Raw genomic sequence first — 17,347 nt, forward strand, 5'->3', positions numbered from 1 at the left:
GCGATGGATCTTGCAAAGTTCAAGCCCGCCACCGTCTACACGATCTACATCGCCGCCAGCCCTGAGAAGGTGTGGCAGGCGCTGACCTCCGCCGAGTTCAGCCGGCAATATTTCTTCGGCTTTGCCGTTGAAGCCGAACTGAGGGCGGGCGGCGCCTTCATCGTGCGCGCGCCGGACGGCTCCGAACACATCAGCGGCCAGGTGATCGTCTGCGAGCCGCCGCACCGGCTGATCGTCACGTGGGACGTCAACTGGCCCGGCCTCGTCGAGGCACTGGGCCGCACGCTCGTGACCTATGAGATCGAACCGGCCGGCGACGCCATCCGTCTCACGATGACTGAAGCGCACGAGCGGCCGCTCTCCGACGACATCCTGTCCGGCGGACGCCAGGGCTGGCCGGCCATCCTGTCGAGCCTCAAGAGCGTGCTCGAGACGGGCAAGCCGCTCGCGGTGAAGATGACGCCGCCGACGCGCATGCTGGCGGCCCTGAAGGCAATGGGGATTGCAGTGCCTTAAACGACAAGGCCTGCTACGACACCGCGGCGATCTGTGGGATGCTGGCGAGGACGGCGCCGACCTGGACCGCATTGCTCAGCATGCCACCCCAATGCAGCCAGCGCAGCCGACGCACGGCCGTCGCATCGCCGGAATCCCTGTCGCGGATGCGCGCGTCCATCTGCCGCAGAAACCAGCGGCGCGAGACCAGCGCGAACGCCGCGATCAGGCCAATGCCCAGCCCCAGAACGGGGCGGCCGTCGGCCAGCACGGCGAGCGCGCCGATGCCGCCAGCGATCGAAAGCGCCACGAAGTAGGAGTCGAACATGCCGCGCAGGAGCCGGGTGACCGGCACGATGTCGAGCCGCACCAGCAGGAACGCCGGCGCGGCCAGCAGCAGATAGAACATCGGCAGCAATAGGACGATCGCGGCAAACAAGGCGACGTTATCCGGCATCATCCTTCTCCGACATTGGGACCGGCCGACCATTGGCGAGCCGCGGTTCGAACCAAACCTGTGCAATCGTCGCGGCAGTCCTGGCCTTACGCCGGAGCTACGATCCGGCGGTACAGATGCCAGGTCGCATGGCCCAGCACCGGCACAGTGACCAGCAGCCCAAGAAAGTACGGCAATGCCGAAATGATCAGCAGCACGGTGATGACGGCGGCCCAGCCGATCATCGGGCCGGGACTCGTCACGACCGCGCGCACGCTGGTGATCATCGCCGTCACGAAATCGACGTCGCGCTCCAGCAGCAGCGGAAACGACACGACCGTGAGCGAGAACAGCACCAGCGATAGAGCGGCGCCGTCGAGATTGCCGATCGCGAGGAAGAGCAGACCCTCGTTGGTCGTCAGCACCACGGTCATGAACTCCTTGATGCTGGAGAACGAGGCATTGAGCCCGAGCAGCAGCGCGATCAGGAGGCGCACCTGGTACATCCAGATGATGAAGAAAAATAGTGTCACGAACGCCATCCAGCCGATCTCGCCGCGCGAAGTGATCGTGCGCCAGATCCCGCCATAGGAAATCGGCTGGCCGAGTTCGCGGCGGCGGCTGACCTCGTAGAGACCGATCGCGACGAACGGGCCGATCAGCGCAAACCCCGCGGCCAGCGGATAGGCCAAGTAGACCATCCCGAAGGCGGTGACGCACAGCACGATGCTGATGCCGCCGAGTACATAGATCAGCCCGAAAGCAAGGCCGAACATGGGCTGAGCCTGAAAATCGCGGAGGCCTTGCGTCAAGGCTTCGGCAATATCGGCCGTGGTGATGCGGCGCACCACGGGATCGGATCGTCCCGAGACGGATGCGGTCATCGGCGGTCCCTCCTGAATGTTGTTGTTGCCGTGATGCTAACAGCGGGAGGGCGGGGATTTCAATTTCAACTTGTGGGCAGAGGGGCGGAGCGATCACATATGACGATGCAGTTTTGCACTCGTCTGTCGCCATCCGTCGTGCCGTGCGGGACTGCCAGCGAGGCGAGGGAGCCAGGCGCACCATTGGGCACCCACGAACGGGAGCCCCCCTACCCCCGCGCCCGCAACTCCCGCCTCAGCACCTTGCCGGTCGCCGTCATCGGCAGGGTGTCGGTGAATTCAACGTGGCGCGGGTATTCGTGCGCGGCAAGCTTCACTTTGACGAAGTCCTGGATCTCTCGCGACAGCGTGTCATTTGCAACGAAGCCAGGGCGCAGCACGATCCACGCCTTGATGGCCTCCGTGCGCACCGGGTCGGGAATGCCGACGACGGCCGCCAGCGCGACTGCCGGATGCTTGAGCAGCGTGTCCTCGATCTCCGCCGGGCCGATGCGATAGCCGGCCGACGTGATGACATCGTCCTCGCGGCTCGCATACCAGAAATAGCCGTCGTCATCCTGGGTGCCGAGATCGCCTGTCAGCAGCACGTCGCCCGCGAACTTCTTCTGCGTCGCCTCCGGATTGCGCCAATATTCGATCATGGTGCAGGGATTGGGCTGGCGCACGCCGATGATGCCCCTCTCTCCGCGCGGCAGCTCCTCGCCCTTGTCGTTGACGATCAGCACCTCGAAGCCCGGCGTCGCCTTGCCCATCGAGCCCGGCCGGATCGGAAACAGCCTCGCATTGTTGCCGACGACGAGATTGCATTCGGTCTGGCCGTAGATCTCGTGCGCATCGATGCCGAAGGTCGCGCGCACCCAGTCGAGCAGCTCGGCGCCGAGCGACTCGCCGCCGGTGAGGATGCTGCGCAGCTTGACGCCCTCGTGCTTGACATTGGCCTGGCGCATCAACTTCAGCGCGGTCGGGGGCAGGAACACGTTGCGGACGGCGTAGTCCGCCATCAGTTGCATTGCGGCCTGCGGCTCGAATTTCCTGGCGCGATAACCGATCATCGGGATCGCGTGATACCATGCAGGAAACAGCGCATCGAACAGGCCGCCGATCCATGCCCAATCCGCCGGCGTCCACATGACGTCGCCGGGCTTCGGCAGGAAGCCGTGCACCATCTCGACATTGGGCAGGTGGCCGAGCAGTACGCGATGGGCGTGCAGCGCGCCCTTGGGATTTCCGGTCGTACCCGAGGTATAGATGATGATGGCAGGGTCGTCGCTCGACGTGGCGACGGTCGGGAATTGATCGGAGGCGCGCTCCAGCGTCGGCCAGAAGGCTTGGGCGCCGAGGCCGTCGCCGTCAGTGACATAGATCGTCTTGAGCTCCGGCAGATGGTCGCGAATGCGCGCAAGCTTCGCAAGGCCCGTGGCGTCGGTGACGACGACCTTGGCGCCGGAGTTCTGCAGCCGGAATTGCAGCGCGTCCTCGCCGAACAGCGTGAACAGCGGCACCGAGACGAGACCGGCGCGGAACGCCGCCAGATGGACGATCGGCAGCTCCAGCGACTGCGACAGGAACACCGCGACGCGGTCGCCCTGCGCGAGACCATCGGCCTTCAATACGTTGGCGAAGCGGCAGGAGTAATCGCGCAGCTCATCGAATGAGACGCGCCGTGCGGCGCCGTCCTCTTCGACGACGATCAGCGCCAGGCGCCCCGAGCCGTCGGCGTGGCGATCGCAGGTCGCGACCGCGATGTTGAACTGCGCCGGGATGTCCCAGCGGAAGTCGCGAGTGAGCTGGTCGTAGTCGGACGTTTCCTTGAGCATCGTTCTCTCCGTCATGGCCAGGCGAAGACCCGCCTGCGGGGCCGAAGCCCCTTCGGCGCGGCGAAGGCCCGGCCATCCACGTCTTTCTTCTTGATGACAGTCTTAAAGACGTGGATGCCCGGGACAAGCCCGGGCATGACGATGTGGGGATGGCTCGGCGCTTCGTGTCGCGCGGCCTAGCCCGACAGCGCCGCCTTCACCAGCGCGCTCGCCTTGGCGAAATCCATCTGGCCGGTATACTTGGCCTTCAGCACGGCGATCACCTTGCCCATGTCCTTCATGCCGGCAGCGCCGGTCTCGGCGACTGCAGCGGAGATGGCGGTCTTCACCTCGTCGTCGCTCATCTGCTTCGGCAGATAGGCCGAGATGACCGCGATCTCCTCGCGCTCACCCGCGGCGAGCTCGGCGCGGCCGCCCTTTTCATACAGCTCGACCGACTCCTGACGCTGCTTGATCATCTTCTGCAGCACCGCGAGCACGTCGGCGTCGATCAAGGGCGGCTTGCCTTCGCCGCGCGCGGCGATGTCGGCGTTCTTCAAGGTCGAGTTCACCATGCGAAGGGTGGACAGCTTGCGCTCGTCCTTGGCCTTCATCGCCTCCTTGACCGCATTGTTGATGTCGTCGCGCAGCATGCTCTCGCCCTCTCAAAATCCATTGGCGCTGGTCTAGGCGGTTCGCCCACCCGAAACAACACGGTTCCGCATCCGTTCCAGTCGGTTGCCTCGAAACTCCGGCCGAATTGACCGAAATCGCATGTGAATCGGCCGCTTCCCGCTTTGACGCCGCGCGCCTGGGGCACTATGTAGGGGCCTCATGACACACATCGATACTGACGCCGCCTGGCCGGACCATAAACCGACCGCGCTCCTCGTGCTTGCCGACGGCACGGTGCTGGAAGGCTACGGCCTCGGCGCCGAAGGCCACGCCGTGGGCGAGGTCTGCTTCAACACCGCCATGACCGGCTATGAGGAGATCCTGACCGATCCGTCCTATGCCGGCCAGCTCATCACCTTCACCTTCCCGCATATCGGCAATGTCGGCACCAACGACGAGGATATCGAGACGGTGAACATGGCGGCGACGCCGGGCGCGCGCGGGGTGATCCTGCGCACCGCGATCACCGATCCGTCGAACTACCGCGCCACCCGCCATCTCGACCAGTGGCTGCGTGCGCGCGGGATCATCGGGCTGTCCGGCATCGACACCCGGGCGCTGACCGCGCTGATCCGCTCCAAGGGCATGCCGAACGCCGTGATCGCGCATGCCAAGGACGGCAATTTCGACCTCGACGCCCTGAAGAAGGAAGCGCGGGAATGGCCCGGCCTGGAGGGCATGGACCTCGTGCCGATGGTGACCTCCGCCCAGCGCTTCACCTGGGACGAGACCCCCTGGGTGTGGAACGAGGGCTTCGGCCAACAGGTCAATCCGGAGTTCAACGTCGTCGCGATCGACTACGGCATCAAGCGCAACATCCTGCGTCTGCTCGCCGGCGTCGGCTGCAAGGTGACGGTGGTGCCGGCGACGACGCCGGCCGAGGACATCCTGGCGATGAAGCCCGACGGCGTGTTCCTGTCGAACGGACCCGGCGATCCCGCGGCGACCGGCAAATATGCCGTGCCGGTCATTCAGCAGGTGATTTCGTCGGGCACGCCGACCTTCGGCATCTGCCTCGGCCATCAGATGCTCGGGCTTGCGGTCGGCGCCAAGACCAAGAAGATGCACCAGGGCCATCACGGCGCCAATCATCCGGTCAAGGACGAGACCACCGGCAAGGTCGAGATCACCTCGATGAACCATGGCTTCGCGGTCGACCAGGATACGTTGCCATCGGGCGCGACGCAGACCCACATCTCGCTGTTCGACGGCTCCAATTGCGGCATCCAGCTCGAGGGCAAGCCGGTGTTCTCGGTGCAGTACCACCCGGAAGCTTCGCCCGGCCCGCGCGACTCGCATTACCTCTTTCAGCGCTTCGCCGAGCTGATGCGCGAGAAGAAGCGTAGCGCGGCCTGAGGTCGGCAGCTGGACACGATTCGAAATGCCCGGGCTGGTCCCGGGCATTTTTCTGTCCGCAATCTTGTGATCGCCGGCATCTGTTTTACCCTCGATCTTTTCGCACCGCGTTCATATGATGAACATCATACATTGGATGATCGACGATATGAGCGAGACGGATTCGCGCGCTGAATTCGGCGAGGTGCCCCTGGCGGAACTGGCCTCGATGCCCGGGCTCGATTTCGTGCGCGGCATCTTCGCCGGGACCTTGCCGCAGCCGCCGATCATGCAGACCGTCGCGCCGTTCGACTGCAGTCGCCGAGCCCGGCCAGGTCGTCATGCACAGCGTGCCGGCCTTGCGGCGCTACAATCCGATCGGCGCGGTGCATGGCGGCTACACCGCGATCCTGCTGGATTCCGCGATGGGGCTCGCCGTCCACACGATGTGCCCGCAGGGCAGCGGTTACACCACGCTGGAATTCAAGGTCTCCTTCATCAAGGCAATGACCGAGACCACCGGCATCGTGAGAACGGAGGGCAGGAGGCTGTCGTTCGGACGCCGCGCCGCGCCGCGAGGCACGCATCGCCGATTCGCAAGGGCGCCTGCTGGCGCACGCCACCACGACTTGCCTGGTGTTCGAGCTGCCCAAGGCTGAGCCTGGAACGGCGGCCGCGCAGGCCGGTTGATAGGGTGAGGCCCCATCCTTTGTTCCGAGGTCGCCATGCCTGCCGCCCCCTCGCCCCGCGTCAAGTCGATCGAACCGCTCAGCATCGTGTTCGCGGATGACGGCCTGGTGCCCAATAATCCGATGCCGTTCCTGGTCTACAAGGCCGTCATCGATCTGGGTGGCGCCGATCCGGCGGCCGACATCGAGCGCGTGTTCGCCGCCAATGGCTGGGGCGACATGTGGCGCAACGGCGTCTACGACTATCTGCACTATCACGCGACCGTGCATGAGGCGCTGGGTGTCGCCGGCGGAACGGCGCGGGTCCGCTTCGGCGGCGATCAGGGCCGGGAGCTGGAGCTCAGGCCGGGCGACGTCGCCATCCTGCCGGCCGGCACTGGACATCAATGCATCGCTGCCAGCAGCGATTTCTGCATCGTCGGCGCCTATCCGCCCGGACCGAAGATGCAGATCACGCGGCCGACGCCGGAGAACCACGCCCGCGCATCGAAAACCATTCCGGAGGTGCCGCTGCCCGCGACCGATCCTGTGCTCGGCGCGGGCGGCCCGCTCACGCGCCTGTGGCACCAGGCGCGCTGATCAGGCGCAATACAGCCGATACAGCGTCTGCAGGATCTCGCGGACCTCCCGGCTCGCCAGCCGATAGTAGATGGTCTGGCCATCGCGCCGGGTGGCGACGAGATCGAGCCCGCGCATCTTCGCGAGATGCTGAGACAGCGCCGCCTGTCGCAACCCGACCTGTTCGGCGAGATCGCCGACCGCGCGCTCGCCGTCGATGAGGTTGCAGAGCACCATGAGGCGCTTCGAATTCGCCATGGCAGCGAGCAGGCCCGCCGCCTCCTCCGCCTTGTCGTCGAGCGCCGCCACCATGGCCTCACGGGTTTTGCGCCTGGCCTGTGTTGTCATGATTGTTACTTCTTCATTTTCGTATATATGCAATAATGCACATGATAGCCGATTGCAACATGCCCCCGACGAGGAATCAAGGACGATATGATCACGGAGTATACAGCGGTCACGGCGCTCGCAGGCGGCGCCCTCATCGGCGCTGCAGCCGTCATGCTGATGGGCCTGACCGGCCGTATTGCCGGCGTCAGCGGCATCGCCGCGCGGCTGTTGCCACCCTGGGACGGTGCGCTCGCTGGCCGGCTCGCCTTCATAGGAGGGCTGGTCGCCGCCGCCCTTGCAGTCCGCATCGTCAGCGGGAGCCTGCCGCCGCTGAAGCTGGAGGTCGGTCCGATCGATATGGTTGCAGCCGGGCTGCTGGTCGGCTTCGGGGCGGTCTGGGGCAACGGCTGCACCTCGGGTCATGGCGTCTGCGGCATCGCCAGCCTCTCGCCGCGCTCGATCGTCGCCACGCTGGTGTTCATGGCCACCGCGGTCGCGACCACCTTCCTCGTTCGCCACGTGCTGTGAGGCACCATGATCATTTTCGTCCAGTTCACCGTCGGCCTCATCTTCGGACTCGGGCTGCTGCTCTCGGGCATGTCCAATCCAGAGAAGGTGCTCAACTTCCTCGATTTCGCGGCGATCCGCTTCGGCGGCTGGGATCCGAGCCTGATCCTCGTGATGGCTGGAGCGGTGGGGGTCACCTTCGCCGGCTTCCGACTGGTTTTCCGGCGCCGGCGTCCCGTCCTCGGTGACCAATTCCACCTGCCATCCTTTCAGACGCTGGATTGGCGGATCGCAACCGGCCCTGCGATCTTCGGCATCGGCTGGGGCCTCGCCGGCATCTGCCCGGGCCCGGCCTTCGTGGCGCTCGGCTACGGCTCGCCTGCCATCGTCCTGTTCGTCACGGCCATGATGATCGGAATGGCCGCAGCCCGCATGCTCGCGAGCCGCCGGCCCTCGCTCGCCGCAGTCGCTTCAGAATGAGGGAGGCTTGAATGTCCGGCATTCCTCATCCGGTCGACCTGTCAGTGAAACCCGAGGTCACACCGTTCTTCGATCGCGCCACCAACACCGTCAGCTATGTGGTCAAGGACCCAGGCTCGCGGGCCTGCGCGGTGATCGATTCGGTCATGGACATCGACTATGCATCGGGGCGCATCGCACCGCATTCGGCCGACGAGATCATTCGCCTGATCGAGGATCGCGGCTGGCAACTGGACTGGCTGATCGAGACCCATGTCCATGCCGACCATCTGTCGGCGGCGCCCTACATCCAGTCAAGGCTGGGCGGCAGGATCGGCATCGGCGCCAACATCAGGATGGTGCAGGAGACGTTCGGCAAGATCTTCAACGAAGGCACCGAGTTTCAGCGCGACGGCAGCCAGTTCGACCGCCTGTTCCATGATGGCGACACCTACCGGATCGGCGCAATCACCGCCTTCGCCATGCATACGCCGGGGCACACGCCGGCCTGCATGACTCATGTGATCGGAGACGCCGCCTTCGTCGGCGACACGCTATTCATGCCGGACGGCGGCTCGGCACGCGCCGACTTTCCTGGCGGCGATGCCCGCACGCTGTATCGCTCGATCCGCCGGGTGCTGGAGTTGCCTGACGCGACGCGGCTGTTCATGTGCCACGACTACGGTCCAAACGGCCGCGACATCCGCTGGGAAACGACGGTGGCCGAGCAGCGCGCGCACAACATCCACGTCCGCGACGGCATCACCGAGGATCAGTTCGTCGCCGCCCGCGAGGCGCGCGACCGCACCTTGGACATGCCCAAGCTGATCATCCCCTCCCTGCAGGTGAACATGAAGGCGGGACGGCTGCCGACGCCCGATCAGGATGGCCGGCGCTTCCTGAAAGTCCCGCTCAACGCACTCTAGGACACCCCTCGCCCCACCGACCACGCGGCAGACGTCGCGGCTCGGCTTTCCCATTTGGCAACGGCCGGGCGCCGGCGCGGCACGCCACTCCGGAGCATCGCAGGATGACCTTGTCCGCTGCCCAGCTTGCGCTCGGCTCGCTGTCGGGCTCTTTCGTCGGATTCACGCTCGGCCTGATCGGCGGGGGCGGATCGGTGCTGGCCGTGCCGCTCATGGTGTATCTGGTAGGCGTCGGCAATCCCCACGTCGCGATCGGCACGAGCGCGGTCGCCGTAGCGATCAACGCGGCGGCCAATCTCGCCAATCATGCCCGCTCCGGGAACGTCAAATGGCCTTGCGCGCTGGTGTTTGCTGCAACGGGCGTGGTCGGCGCCTTCGCTGGCTCGACGCTCGGCAAGATGGTCGACGGTCAGAAGCTGCTGCTGCTGTTCGCCCTGGTCATGATCGTGATCGGCCTCTTGATGCTGCGCAGGCGCGGCACGAACAGCCAGCTGGACGTCAAGCTTTCGCGCGACAATCTGTTGCCGCTCTTGGCATTCGGTTTCGGCACGGGAACACTGTCCGGCTTCTTCGGCATCGGCGGCGGCTTCCTGATCGTTCCGGCTCTGATGTTTGCGACGGGCATGCCGATCCTCTACGCGATCGGCTCCTCGCTCGTGTCCGTCACGGCGTTCGGACTGACGACCGCAGCAAACTACGCGCTGTCGGGACTGGTCGACTGGGCGCTGGCGGCGACCTTTCTCGTCGCCGGCATCGCCGGTGGCCTGGTCGGTGCGAAGCTGGCGGCTCGCCTGTCCGGTACGCGCGGCACCCTGAACAAGGTGTTTGCCACGGTGGTATTCGTGGTGGCGGCTTACATGATCTATCGGAGCTGGTCGGCACTCGGCCACTCCGCATAGCCTGGCATGGTATGAGCCGGAGGCCGGCATCGAGGCCGGACCGGCGCGCCACGTCCTCGCAGCGCGCCCGGACCTCAACTCGACGCTGGCCCGCCTACGCCGCGTTGCTGCCTTCCTGGCGGCTGGCTTCGAACAAGAACCAAGTGCGGCGCTCGGTCTCGTCGATGAAGGTCTCCAGCAGTCCCGCGGTGGCGGGATCGTCATTGTCGTCGCACAGCCCGTGCGCTTTCCGCATCGCAGCCGCGACGTGCTTGTTGTCCTCCATCAACTCCCGCAACATCTCGCGCGGCGGCACATACTCCTCGTTGTTGTCCTTGATGGTCTGCAGCTTGCTGATCTGGCTGATCGATTTCAGCGTGGTGCCACCGAGCTTGCGCACGCGCTCGGCGAGCTGGTCCGTGGTGGCAAAGATCGCGTCCGACTGCTCGTCGAGCATTTCGTGGTAGTCATGGAAATGCCGTCCGCTGACGTGCCAGTGGAAGTTCTTGGTCTTCAGATAGAGCGCAAAGGCGTCCGCAAGCAGCGTGTTCAATGCCGTCGAGATCTTGTTCACGGCATCCGGGGACAGATCGGTCGGGGTATCGAGCTCGGGGGCGGTCTTGTCGGTCTTTGCTTTACTCACGGCTTGGCCTTCCTGTTAGAAGCAGCGATGGACACGGATGATCGGACCCGTTAACGCTCGCTGACCCCTCCAGTTCCGATCAAGGAACTGTGTTTGCCGGAACCCGCCATGGACGACTGGATCGATTATTACGATTCCACGCACACGATCTATGCGAGCAAGCTGCATCGCGACCTGCACTTCGAGGGGATCGCGCGCGACATCGTCGGCTATATTCCCTCGCCCGACGCAGTCGTTCTCGACTATTCCTGCGGAGAGGCCCTGTCGGCCGCCAAGGTCGCCGACGCCTGCATGACGCTCATCCTGGCCGAGCCGGCGCCGGGCGTGCGCGGCCGGCTGATCGCGCGCTTCGCCCCCAACACCAAGATCCGCGTGCGGTCGCTGGACGAGCTGCGCAACATGCAGGAAGGTTCGATCGACCTCGTGGTCATGAACTCCGTGGCCCAGTACATGAGCGAGGCGGAATTCGATGCAGCCCTGGCCGTGATCAGGCGGCTGCTGAAGCCGTCGGGAAAGTTCGTCCTCGGCGACGTCCTGCGTCCGGACGTCGGCATGGGCCGTGACGTGCTCGCGCTGCTGATGTTCGCGGCGCGGGACGGCTTCCTCAGGGATGCCCTGGTCGGGCTGGTCGCCACTGCCCTGTCCGATTACCGGCAGTTGCGGACCAAGGTCGGCCTGCAGCGCTACAGCGAGGCCGAGATCCTGGCACGGCTGAAGAAGGCCGGCCTCTCTGCCGTCCGGGCGCCGAAGAATATCGGCCACAATCCCTGGCGCATGACCTTCGTGGCGCAGCCGGCAATGGGAACCGTGTGACCGGCCGAGCCGACCAACCCCACGCCGTGGCCCAACATCGAGCAACCGGATTAGGGTTAACTGAAACACGGGCTGGCTCACGCGGCCGTGAGAGGTAAGATCACCCCCGGCCCGGTGGCGGAAGCTACGACGCGAAGAGCGGTGCAACGCTCTTGAACCTGGTTCAAGTCCAGGCCGGGCCTCCAGCCGTCGCTGCTGCGCAGCTTCGGCTCGGCGAGCCAGCGACGGCGCCGCGCCCCTCAGACCCTCTTCGGCCAAATTGGCCGTTGATTTCGGCCCAAAACCCTTTTCGCTCAGAGGAAACTGGTCTAAAGACCGCTCGCGCGCGAGCAATGGTCGCGCCTTGGCCTTCGGGGACGCGCGGCACGCGCGCCCTTTTTTTGTGCCCAATTCCTGCCCGTTTCTTGCCCGTGAGCTTGAATGCCGAAACGAACCGACATCTCGACCATCCTGATCATTGGCGCCGGTCCGATCGTGATCGGCCAGGCCTGCGAATTCGACTATTCCGGTACGCAGGCGGTGAAGGCGCTGAAGGAGGAGGGCTATCGCGTCGTCCTCGTCAATTCCAATCCGGCCACGATCATGACCGATCCGGAATTGGCCGATGCGACCTATATCGAGCCAATCACGCCGGAGATCGTCGCCAAGATCATCGAGAAGGAACGCCACGTCATCCCCGGCGGCTTCGCACTGCTGCCGACCATGGGCGGGCAGACCGCGCTGAACTGCGCGCTGTCGCTGCGCCGGCAGGGGACACTGGAGAAGTTCGACGTCGAAATGATCGGCGCGACGGCTGACGCGATCGACAAGGCCGAGGACCGCCAGCTGTTCCGCAATGCGATGGAGAAGATCGGGCTGCAGACCCCGAAGTCGCGGCTCGCCAATGCGTCGGCGCTGAAGAAGCAGTATCGCGACAAATACTTGGCGGAGCGCGAGACGCTGTCGGGCGCCGCGCGCGACGAGCTCGACCGGCAATGGACGCTCGGCGAGAACGAGCGCCGCAAGCGCTATCAGGAGCATGCGCTGGGACAGGCGCTGATGGCGCTGTCCGAGATCGGCCTGCCCGCGATCATCCGTCCCTCCTTCACCATGGGCGGCACCGGTGGCGGCATCGCCTACAACAAGGAAGAGTATCTCGACATCATCGAGCGCGGTCTCGATGCCTCCCCCACCAACGAAGTGCTGATCGAGGAATCGGTGCTCGGATGGAAGGAGTACGAGATGGAGGTCGTCCGCGACAAACACGACAACTGCATCATCGTCTGCTCGATCGAGAACCTCGATCCGATGGGCGTGCACACCGGCGACTCGATCACGGTGGCGCCGGCGTTGACGCTGACCGACAAGGAATATCAGATCATGCGCGACGCCTCGCTGGCGGTGCTGCGCGAGATCGGCGTCGAGACCGGCGGCTCCAACGTGCAGTTCGGCGTCAACCCGGCCGACGGCCGCATGGTCGTGATCGAGATGAATCCGCGCGTGTCGCGCTCCTCGGCCTTGGCCTCCAAGGCGACCGGCTTCCCGATCGCCAAGGTCGCGGCCAAGCTCGCGGTCGGCTACACGCTGGACGAGATCGCCAACGACATCACCGGCGGCGCGACCCCGGCCTCGTTCGAGCCGACGATCGACTACGTCGTCACCAAGATCCCCCGCTTTGCCTTCGAGAAATTCCCGGGCGCCTCGACCACCTTGACGACCTCGATGAAGTCGGTCGGCGAAGTCATGGCGATCGGTCGCACCTTCCAGGAAAGCCTGCAAAAGGCGCTGCGCGGCCTGGAGACGGGCCTCACCGGCCTCGACGAGATCGACATCGAGGGGCTCGGCCGCGGCGATGACAAGAATGCGATCCGCGCCGCCCTGGGCACGCCGACCCCGAACCGCCTGCTCCAGGTGGCGCAGGCGATGCGCCTCGGCTGGTCGGACGAGGACATCTTCAACTCCTGCAAGATCGATCCGTGGTTCCTGGCGCAGATGCGCGGCATCGTCGAGATGGAGGACAAGGTTCGCCGTCATGGCCTGCCGCCGAATGCCAGCGGCATGCGCACGCTGAAGGCGATGGGCTTCTCCGACGCGCGGCTCGCGGTGCTCGCCAACACCACCGAAGCCGAGGTCGCCGCCAAGCGGCAGGCGCTCGGCGTCCGTCCGGCGTTCAAGCGAATCGACACCTGCGCAGCGGAGTTCGCTTCGCCGACCGCCTACATGTATTCGAGCTATGAGACGCCGTTTGCCGGCGCTCTCGGCGACGAGAGCGCGCCGTCGGACAAGAAGAAAGTAATCATTCTCGGCGGCGGTCCGAACCGGATCGGCCAGGGCATCGAGTTCGACTATTGCTGCTGCCATGCCTGTTTCGCGCTGGCCGATGCCGGCTACGAGACCATCATGGTCAACTGCAATCCGGAGACGGTCTCGACTGACTATGACACCGCCGACCGGCTGTATTTCGAGCCGCTGACGGCCGAGGACGTGCTCGAGATCATCGCCACCGAGCGAAAGAACGGCGCCGTGCATGGCGTCATCGTGCAGTTCGGCGGCCAGACGCCGCTGAAGCTCGCGCGCGCGCTCGAAGCCGCCGAGGTACCGATCCTCGGCACCTCGCCGGAAGCCATCGACCTGGCCGAGGACCGCGACCGCTTCAAGCGCATCCTCGACAAGCTGCATCTGAAGCAGCCGAAGAACGGCATCGCCTATTCGGTCGAGCAGGCGCGCCTGGTGGCGGCCGATCTCGGCCTGCCGCTGGTGGTGCGCCCATCCTATGTGCTCGGCGGCCGCGCGATGCAGATCATCCGCGAGGACAACCAGCTCAGCGACTACCTGCTCGGCACCCTGCCGGAGCTGGTGCCGGCCGACGTCAAGGCGCGCTATCCCAACGACAAGACCGGCCAGATCAACACGGTGCTGGGCAAGAACCCGCTGCTGTTCGACCGCTACCTGTCGGACGCCACCGAGATCGATGTGGACTGCCTTTCCGACGGCAAGGACACCTTCATCGTCGGCATCATGGAGCACATCGAGGAGGCTGGCATCCATTCCGGCGATTCCGCCTGCTCGCTGCCGCCGCATTCGCTCGACGAGGCGACCATCGCCGAGCTGGAGCGGCAGACCCGCGAGCTGGCGCTCGGGCTCGACGTCGTCGGCCTGATGAACGTGCAATATGCGATCAAGGACGGCACGATCTACGTGCTCGAGGTCAATCCGCGCGCCTCGCGCACGGTGCCCTTCGTCGCCAAGGTGGTCGGCACGCCGGTCGCCAAGATTGCGGCCCGGATCATGGCGGGCGAGAAGCTCGCCGATTTCGGGTTGACCAAGCGCGCGCTCAAGCATGTCGGGGTGAAGGAATCAGTCTTCCCGTTCGCCCGCTTCCCCGGCGTCGACACCGTGCTCGGCCCGGAGATGCGCTCCACCGGCGAGGTGATGGGCATCGACCGCTCGTTCGCCGTGGCGTTCGCCAAGAGCCAGCTCGGGGGCGGCACACGCGTGCCGCGCAAAGGAACGGTGTTCGTGTCGGTGCGTGAAAGCGACAAGGCGCGCATCACCGAGGTGGTGCGGATGCTGCACGAACTCGGCTTCAAGGTGGTAGCGACTTCCGGGACCCAGCGCTTCCTGACCGACCAGGGCGTGCCGACCGAGAAGATCAACAAGGTGCTGGAAGGCCGGCCGCACATCGTGGACGCCATCACCAACGGCGACATCCAGCTGGTCTTCAACACCACCGAAGGCCCGCAGGCGCTGGCCGACAGCCGCTCGCTGCGGCGCGCTGCCCTCTTGCATAAAGTGCCGTATTACACCACTCTTTCGGGTGCCGTGGCGGCCGCGCAAGGCATCCGTGCCTATCTCGGGGGAGACCTTGAGGTCCGCACCCTGCAGAGTTACTTTTCCGAAAACTAATCGCAGCGTGCGGGCGAACGCCCGCTAAGCGGTTGGCAACAATCGGCAATAGAAGCTTTCAGGAACTCGCCGCCCCGTTCGATGTTGTACCGGCCTTTGACGGGACGGTCTTGCCGGGCCTTGAGGCTTTGCTTTGAGCCGCAAAGGCCTATTCTGAAGATGCTGATCGTGCGCGCCCCCGCCCGCACGACTGAAGGACGAGAAGAGATGGTGGAAAAGGTTCCCATGACTTCGATGGGCTACGCCGCGTTGGAGAACGAGCTCAAGCAGCGCCAATCGGTGGACCGTCCGCGCATCATCGAACATATCGCGGAAGCGCGTTCGCATGGCGACCTGTCCGAGAACGCGGAATATCACGCCGCCAAGGAAGAGCAGTCTCACAACGAGGGCCGCATCGCCGAGCTCGAGGACAAGCTCGCGCGCGCCGACATCATCGATGTAACCAAGCTCTCCGGCGACACGATCAAGTTCGGCGCGACGGTGACCCTGATCGACGAGGACACCGAGAAGAAGACGGTCTGGCAGATCGTCGGCGAGGTCGAGGCGGACGCCAAGAAGGGCAAGATCTCGATCACCTCGCCGCTGGCGCGCGCGCTGATCGGCAAGAAGATGGGCACCACCGTCGAGGTCATGGCGCCCGGCGGCGCCAAGTCCTACGAGATCGCCAAGGTCGAGTGGCGCTGAGGACCCGAGGCACCGGAGCGGTGCCTGTGACCGTTCGGACGAAACCAGGGCTGCGCGAAGGCGCGGCCCTTCGTCGTTTGGCCGGCCGCACTGCGGCACAATGGCGTTCGGCAGCACACGGTCAATTCATCTGGCTGCAGGCCACACGCCGGTGACGGGCTTTCGGGAATGAGCTAGTGCAGAACCGACGAGCCGTGCCGGGAGGATGGGTCCGGTCCGTCGCATCATGATGGCTTTGATTGGGGGATGATCGACATGGAGCAGATGTTCTCGAAATGGCAACCGGCTGTACTCAGCCTGTTTCGCTTCGTCACGGGCCTGTTGCTGTTTCAATACGGCGTGGCGAAGATCTTCAAGTTTCCAGTGATCCCGTATTTCGCAAACATTCCGCCGCTCATCTATACGGCCGGCCTGATCGAGCTCGTGCTGGGCGGATTGCTGATGGTGGGTCTGCTCACGCGGCCCGTCGCGTTCATTCTGTCGGGTCAGATGGCCTTCGCCTATTTCCTCGGTCACATGTTCAAGACAGGTGAACCGGTGTGGCTGCCGCTCCTGAACAACGGCACCGCGGCAATCGCATTCTGCTTCTCATGCCTTTATCTGGCGACGGCCGGCGGGGGTCCGATCAGCCTCGACGCGATGCTGCGTAAGAAGGCGTAGGCTTTCACTCACGGTCATTCCGGGGCGCCTCGAACGAGGCGAACCCGGAATGGCGGTGGGCCTAGCTGCGTCCCTTGACCTCGAGCGGCACCGCCGCCTCGTATTTCGAGTTGTGCAGCACCAGGGACGTTCGCACGTTGCGCACGTGAGGTGCCGCTGTCAGGTGGGTCACGAACTCCTGAAACGTTGCCATGTCCGGCGCCACGCATTTCAGGATGAAGTCCACCTCGCCGGACAGCATCCAACATTCCCGCACCAGCGGCTCGGACCGCACGAACTCTTCGAACGCCTTCAGGTCGGCGTCCGCCTGGCTCGACAGGTGGACCGAGGCGAACACGGTCACGTCGAAGCCGAGCTTGCGCGGGTCGAGCAGGCCCCGGTAGCCGGTGATGTAGCCTTCCTCCTCCAGGGTCCGCACGCGGCGCAAGCAAGGCGGCGGCGAGATGCCGACCCGCTTGGCGAGCTCGACATTGGTGATCCTGCCGTCGGCCTGAATTTCGCTCAGGATTTTGAGATCGATCTCATCAAGATTCTTGGACACGGGGATTGTGGGCTCTGGCGGAACAGGAGGAGGCGCAGGGGCGCCGGGCGACGATGGGCAACTCTCTTAGCGCAAGCCGGTCAATCCACGCAATTTTATTGCTTTAGATTTCCCCTGTTGACCGGCTCGTGAAGGGAAAATTCGCCGAGATGC

At 64.9% G+C, this 17,347-nt stretch carries 18 protein-coding genes, 1 tRNA gene and 1 pseudogene; 13 read left to right on the forward strand and 7 right to left on the reverse strand.

From position 1 onward, the window contains the following. Window positions 1-3 precede the first annotated feature (3 nt). On the forward strand, window positions 4-516 hold the full coding sequence (locus tag ACQR03_RS26265; protein ID WP_315754603.1) for an SRPBCC family protein: 513 nt from the start codon (window positions 4-6) through the stop codon (window positions 514-516). 13 nt (window positions 517-529) lie between these two features. Here ACQR03_RS26265 and ACQR03_RS26270 read toward each other — a convergent pair whose 3' ends face one another. From ACQR03_RS26270 to ACQR03_RS26285, 4 genes are all read right to left on the reverse strand, one after another. Next, window positions 530-952: a hypothetical protein gene (locus ACQR03_RS26270; RefSeq protein ID WP_315754605.1), complete on the reverse strand. Its 423-nt coding sequence runs from the start codon at window positions 950-952 to the stop codon at window positions 530-532. 86 nt (window positions 953-1,038) lie between these two features. Further along, window positions 1,039-1,815: a DUF2189 domain-containing protein gene (locus ACQR03_RS26275; protein WP_315717506.1), complete on the reverse strand. Its 777-nt coding sequence runs from the start codon at window positions 1,813-1,815 to the stop codon at window positions 1,039-1,041. 209 nt (window positions 1,816-2,024) lie between these two features. Then, window positions 2,025-3,632, reverse strand: a complete 1,608-nt coding sequence (locus ACQR03_RS26280; RefSeq protein ID WP_315754607.1) for an acyl-CoA synthetase — start codon at window positions 3,630-3,632, stop codon at window positions 2,025-2,027. A gap of 176 nt (window positions 3,633-3,808) precedes the next feature. After that, window positions 3,809-4,264: a GatB/YqeY domain-containing protein gene (locus ACQR03_RS26285; protein WP_315754610.1), complete on the reverse strand. Its 456-nt coding sequence runs from the start codon at window positions 4,262-4,264 to the stop codon at window positions 3,809-3,811. A gap of 181 nt (window positions 4,265-4,445) precedes the next feature. Here ACQR03_RS26285 and carA point away from each other — a divergent pair, with 181 nt between their 5' ends. The 3 genes and pseudogenes from carA to ACQR03_RS26300 all read left to right on the forward strand — a co-directional run bounded on the left by carA (window position 4,446) and on the right by ACQR03_RS26300 (window position 6,889). Further along, window positions 4,446-5,642 (forward strand): glutamine-hydrolyzing carbamoyl-phosphate synthase small subunit, encoded by a 1,197-nt coding sequence (carA, locus tag ACQR03_RS26290; protein ID WP_315810595.1) that lies wholly within the window; start codon window positions 4,446-4,448, stop codon window positions 5,640-5,642. Window positions 5,643-5,790: 148 nt separating this feature from the next. Further along, window positions 5,791-6,311: pseudogene (locus ACQR03_RS26295) on the forward strand (PaaI family thioesterase). Window positions 6,312-6,346: 35 nt separating this feature from the next. Further along, window positions 6,347-6,889 (forward strand): cupin domain-containing protein, encoded by a 543-nt coding sequence (locus ACQR03_RS26300; protein WP_315826723.1) that lies wholly within the window; start codon window positions 6,347-6,349, stop codon window positions 6,887-6,889. Here the strand turns inward: ACQR03_RS26300 and ACQR03_RS26305 are convergent, their stop codons facing one another. Next, a complete protein-coding gene (locus ACQR03_RS26305) occupies window positions 6,890-7,216 on the reverse strand; it encodes an ArsR/SmtB family transcription factor (protein WP_434841625.1) in 327 nt (108 codons plus the stop codon). Window positions 7,217-7,303: 87 nt separating this feature from the next. Between ACQR03_RS26305 and ACQR03_RS26310 the strand changes: the two genes are divergently transcribed. From ACQR03_RS26310 to ACQR03_RS26325, 4 genes are all read left to right on the forward strand, one after another. Next, window positions 7,304-7,726 carry a YeeE/YedE family protein gene (locus tag ACQR03_RS26310; RefSeq protein WP_315717512.1) on the forward strand — a complete coding sequence of 141 codons (423 nt, stop codon included), beginning with the start codon at window positions 7,304-7,306 and terminating at the stop codon, window positions 7,724-7,726. 6 nt (window positions 7,727-7,732) lie between these two features. Then, window positions 7,733-8,185: a DUF6691 family protein gene (locus ACQR03_RS26315; protein WP_315717513.1), complete on the forward strand. Its 453-nt coding sequence runs from the start codon at window positions 7,733-7,735 to the stop codon at window positions 8,183-8,185. 11 nt (window positions 8,186-8,196) lie between these two features. Continuing rightward, complete coding sequence (locus ACQR03_RS26320; RefSeq protein WP_315717514.1) at window positions 8,197-9,090, forward strand: MBL fold metallo-hydrolase; 894 nt, start codon at window positions 8,197-8,199, stop codon at window positions 9,088-9,090. Between the two features lie 104 nt (window positions 9,091-9,194). Then, window positions 9,195-9,989 (forward strand): sulfite exporter TauE/SafE family protein, encoded by a 795-nt coding sequence (locus tag ACQR03_RS26325; protein WP_315717515.1) that lies wholly within the window; start codon window positions 9,195-9,197, stop codon window positions 9,987-9,989. Between the two features lie 94 nt (window positions 9,990-10,083). On the opposite strand, the gene ACQR03_RS26330 is transcribed toward ACQR03_RS26325, so the two are convergent. Further along, window positions 10,084-10,611: a Dps family protein gene (locus ACQR03_RS26330; RefSeq protein ID WP_315717516.1), complete on the reverse strand. Its 528-nt coding sequence runs from the start codon at window positions 10,609-10,611 to the stop codon at window positions 10,084-10,086. A 108-nt stretch (window positions 10,612-10,719) separates the two neighbouring features. Between ACQR03_RS26330 and ACQR03_RS26335 the strand changes: the two genes are divergently transcribed. The 5 genes from ACQR03_RS26335 (at window position 10,720) to ACQR03_RS26355 (ending at window position 16,653) form a co-directional block, all read left to right on the forward strand. After that, on the forward strand, window positions 10,720-11,424 hold the full coding sequence (locus ACQR03_RS26335; protein WP_316166902.1) for a class I SAM-dependent methyltransferase: 705 nt from the start codon (window positions 10,720-10,722) through the stop codon (window positions 11,422-11,424). A 108-nt stretch (window positions 11,425-11,532) separates the two neighbouring features. Further along, window positions 11,533-11,609: transfer RNA gene (locus ACQR03_RS26340), tRNA-OTHER, on the forward strand. Between the two features lie 235 nt (window positions 11,610-11,844). Further along, a complete protein-coding gene (carB, locus tag ACQR03_RS26345) occupies window positions 11,845-15,309 on the forward strand; it encodes a carbamoyl-phosphate synthase large subunit (RefSeq protein ID WP_434841624.1) in 3,465 nt (1,154 codons plus the stop codon). 207 nt (window positions 15,310-15,516) lie between these two features. Continuing rightward, window positions 15,517-15,993, forward strand: a complete 477-nt coding sequence (gene greA / locus ACQR03_RS26350) for a transcription elongation factor GreA (protein WP_315717519.1) — start codon at window positions 15,517-15,519, stop codon at window positions 15,991-15,993. A gap of 255 nt (window positions 15,994-16,248) precedes the next feature. Further along, a complete protein-coding gene (locus tag ACQR03_RS26355; protein ID WP_316171512.1) occupies window positions 16,249-16,653 on the forward strand; it encodes a DoxX family protein in 405 nt (134 codons plus the stop codon). Window positions 16,654-16,714: 61 nt separating this feature from the next. Here the strand turns inward: ACQR03_RS26355 and ACQR03_RS26360 are convergent, their stop codons facing one another. After that, window positions 16,715-17,194 carry an Lrp/AsnC family transcriptional regulator gene (locus ACQR03_RS26360; RefSeq protein ID WP_015664493.1) on the reverse strand — a complete coding sequence of 160 codons (480 nt, stop codon included), beginning with the start codon at window positions 17,192-17,194 and terminating at the stop codon, window positions 16,715-16,717. Between the last annotated feature and the right edge of the window lie 153 nt (window positions 17,195-17,347).

It is taken from the genome of Bradyrhizobium sp. HKCCYLS3070 (genome assembly GCF_051167575.1).
In the GTDB taxonomy this organism is placed as follows: domain Bacteria; phylum Pseudomonadota; class Alphaproteobacteria; order Rhizobiales; family Xanthobacteraceae; genus Bradyrhizobium.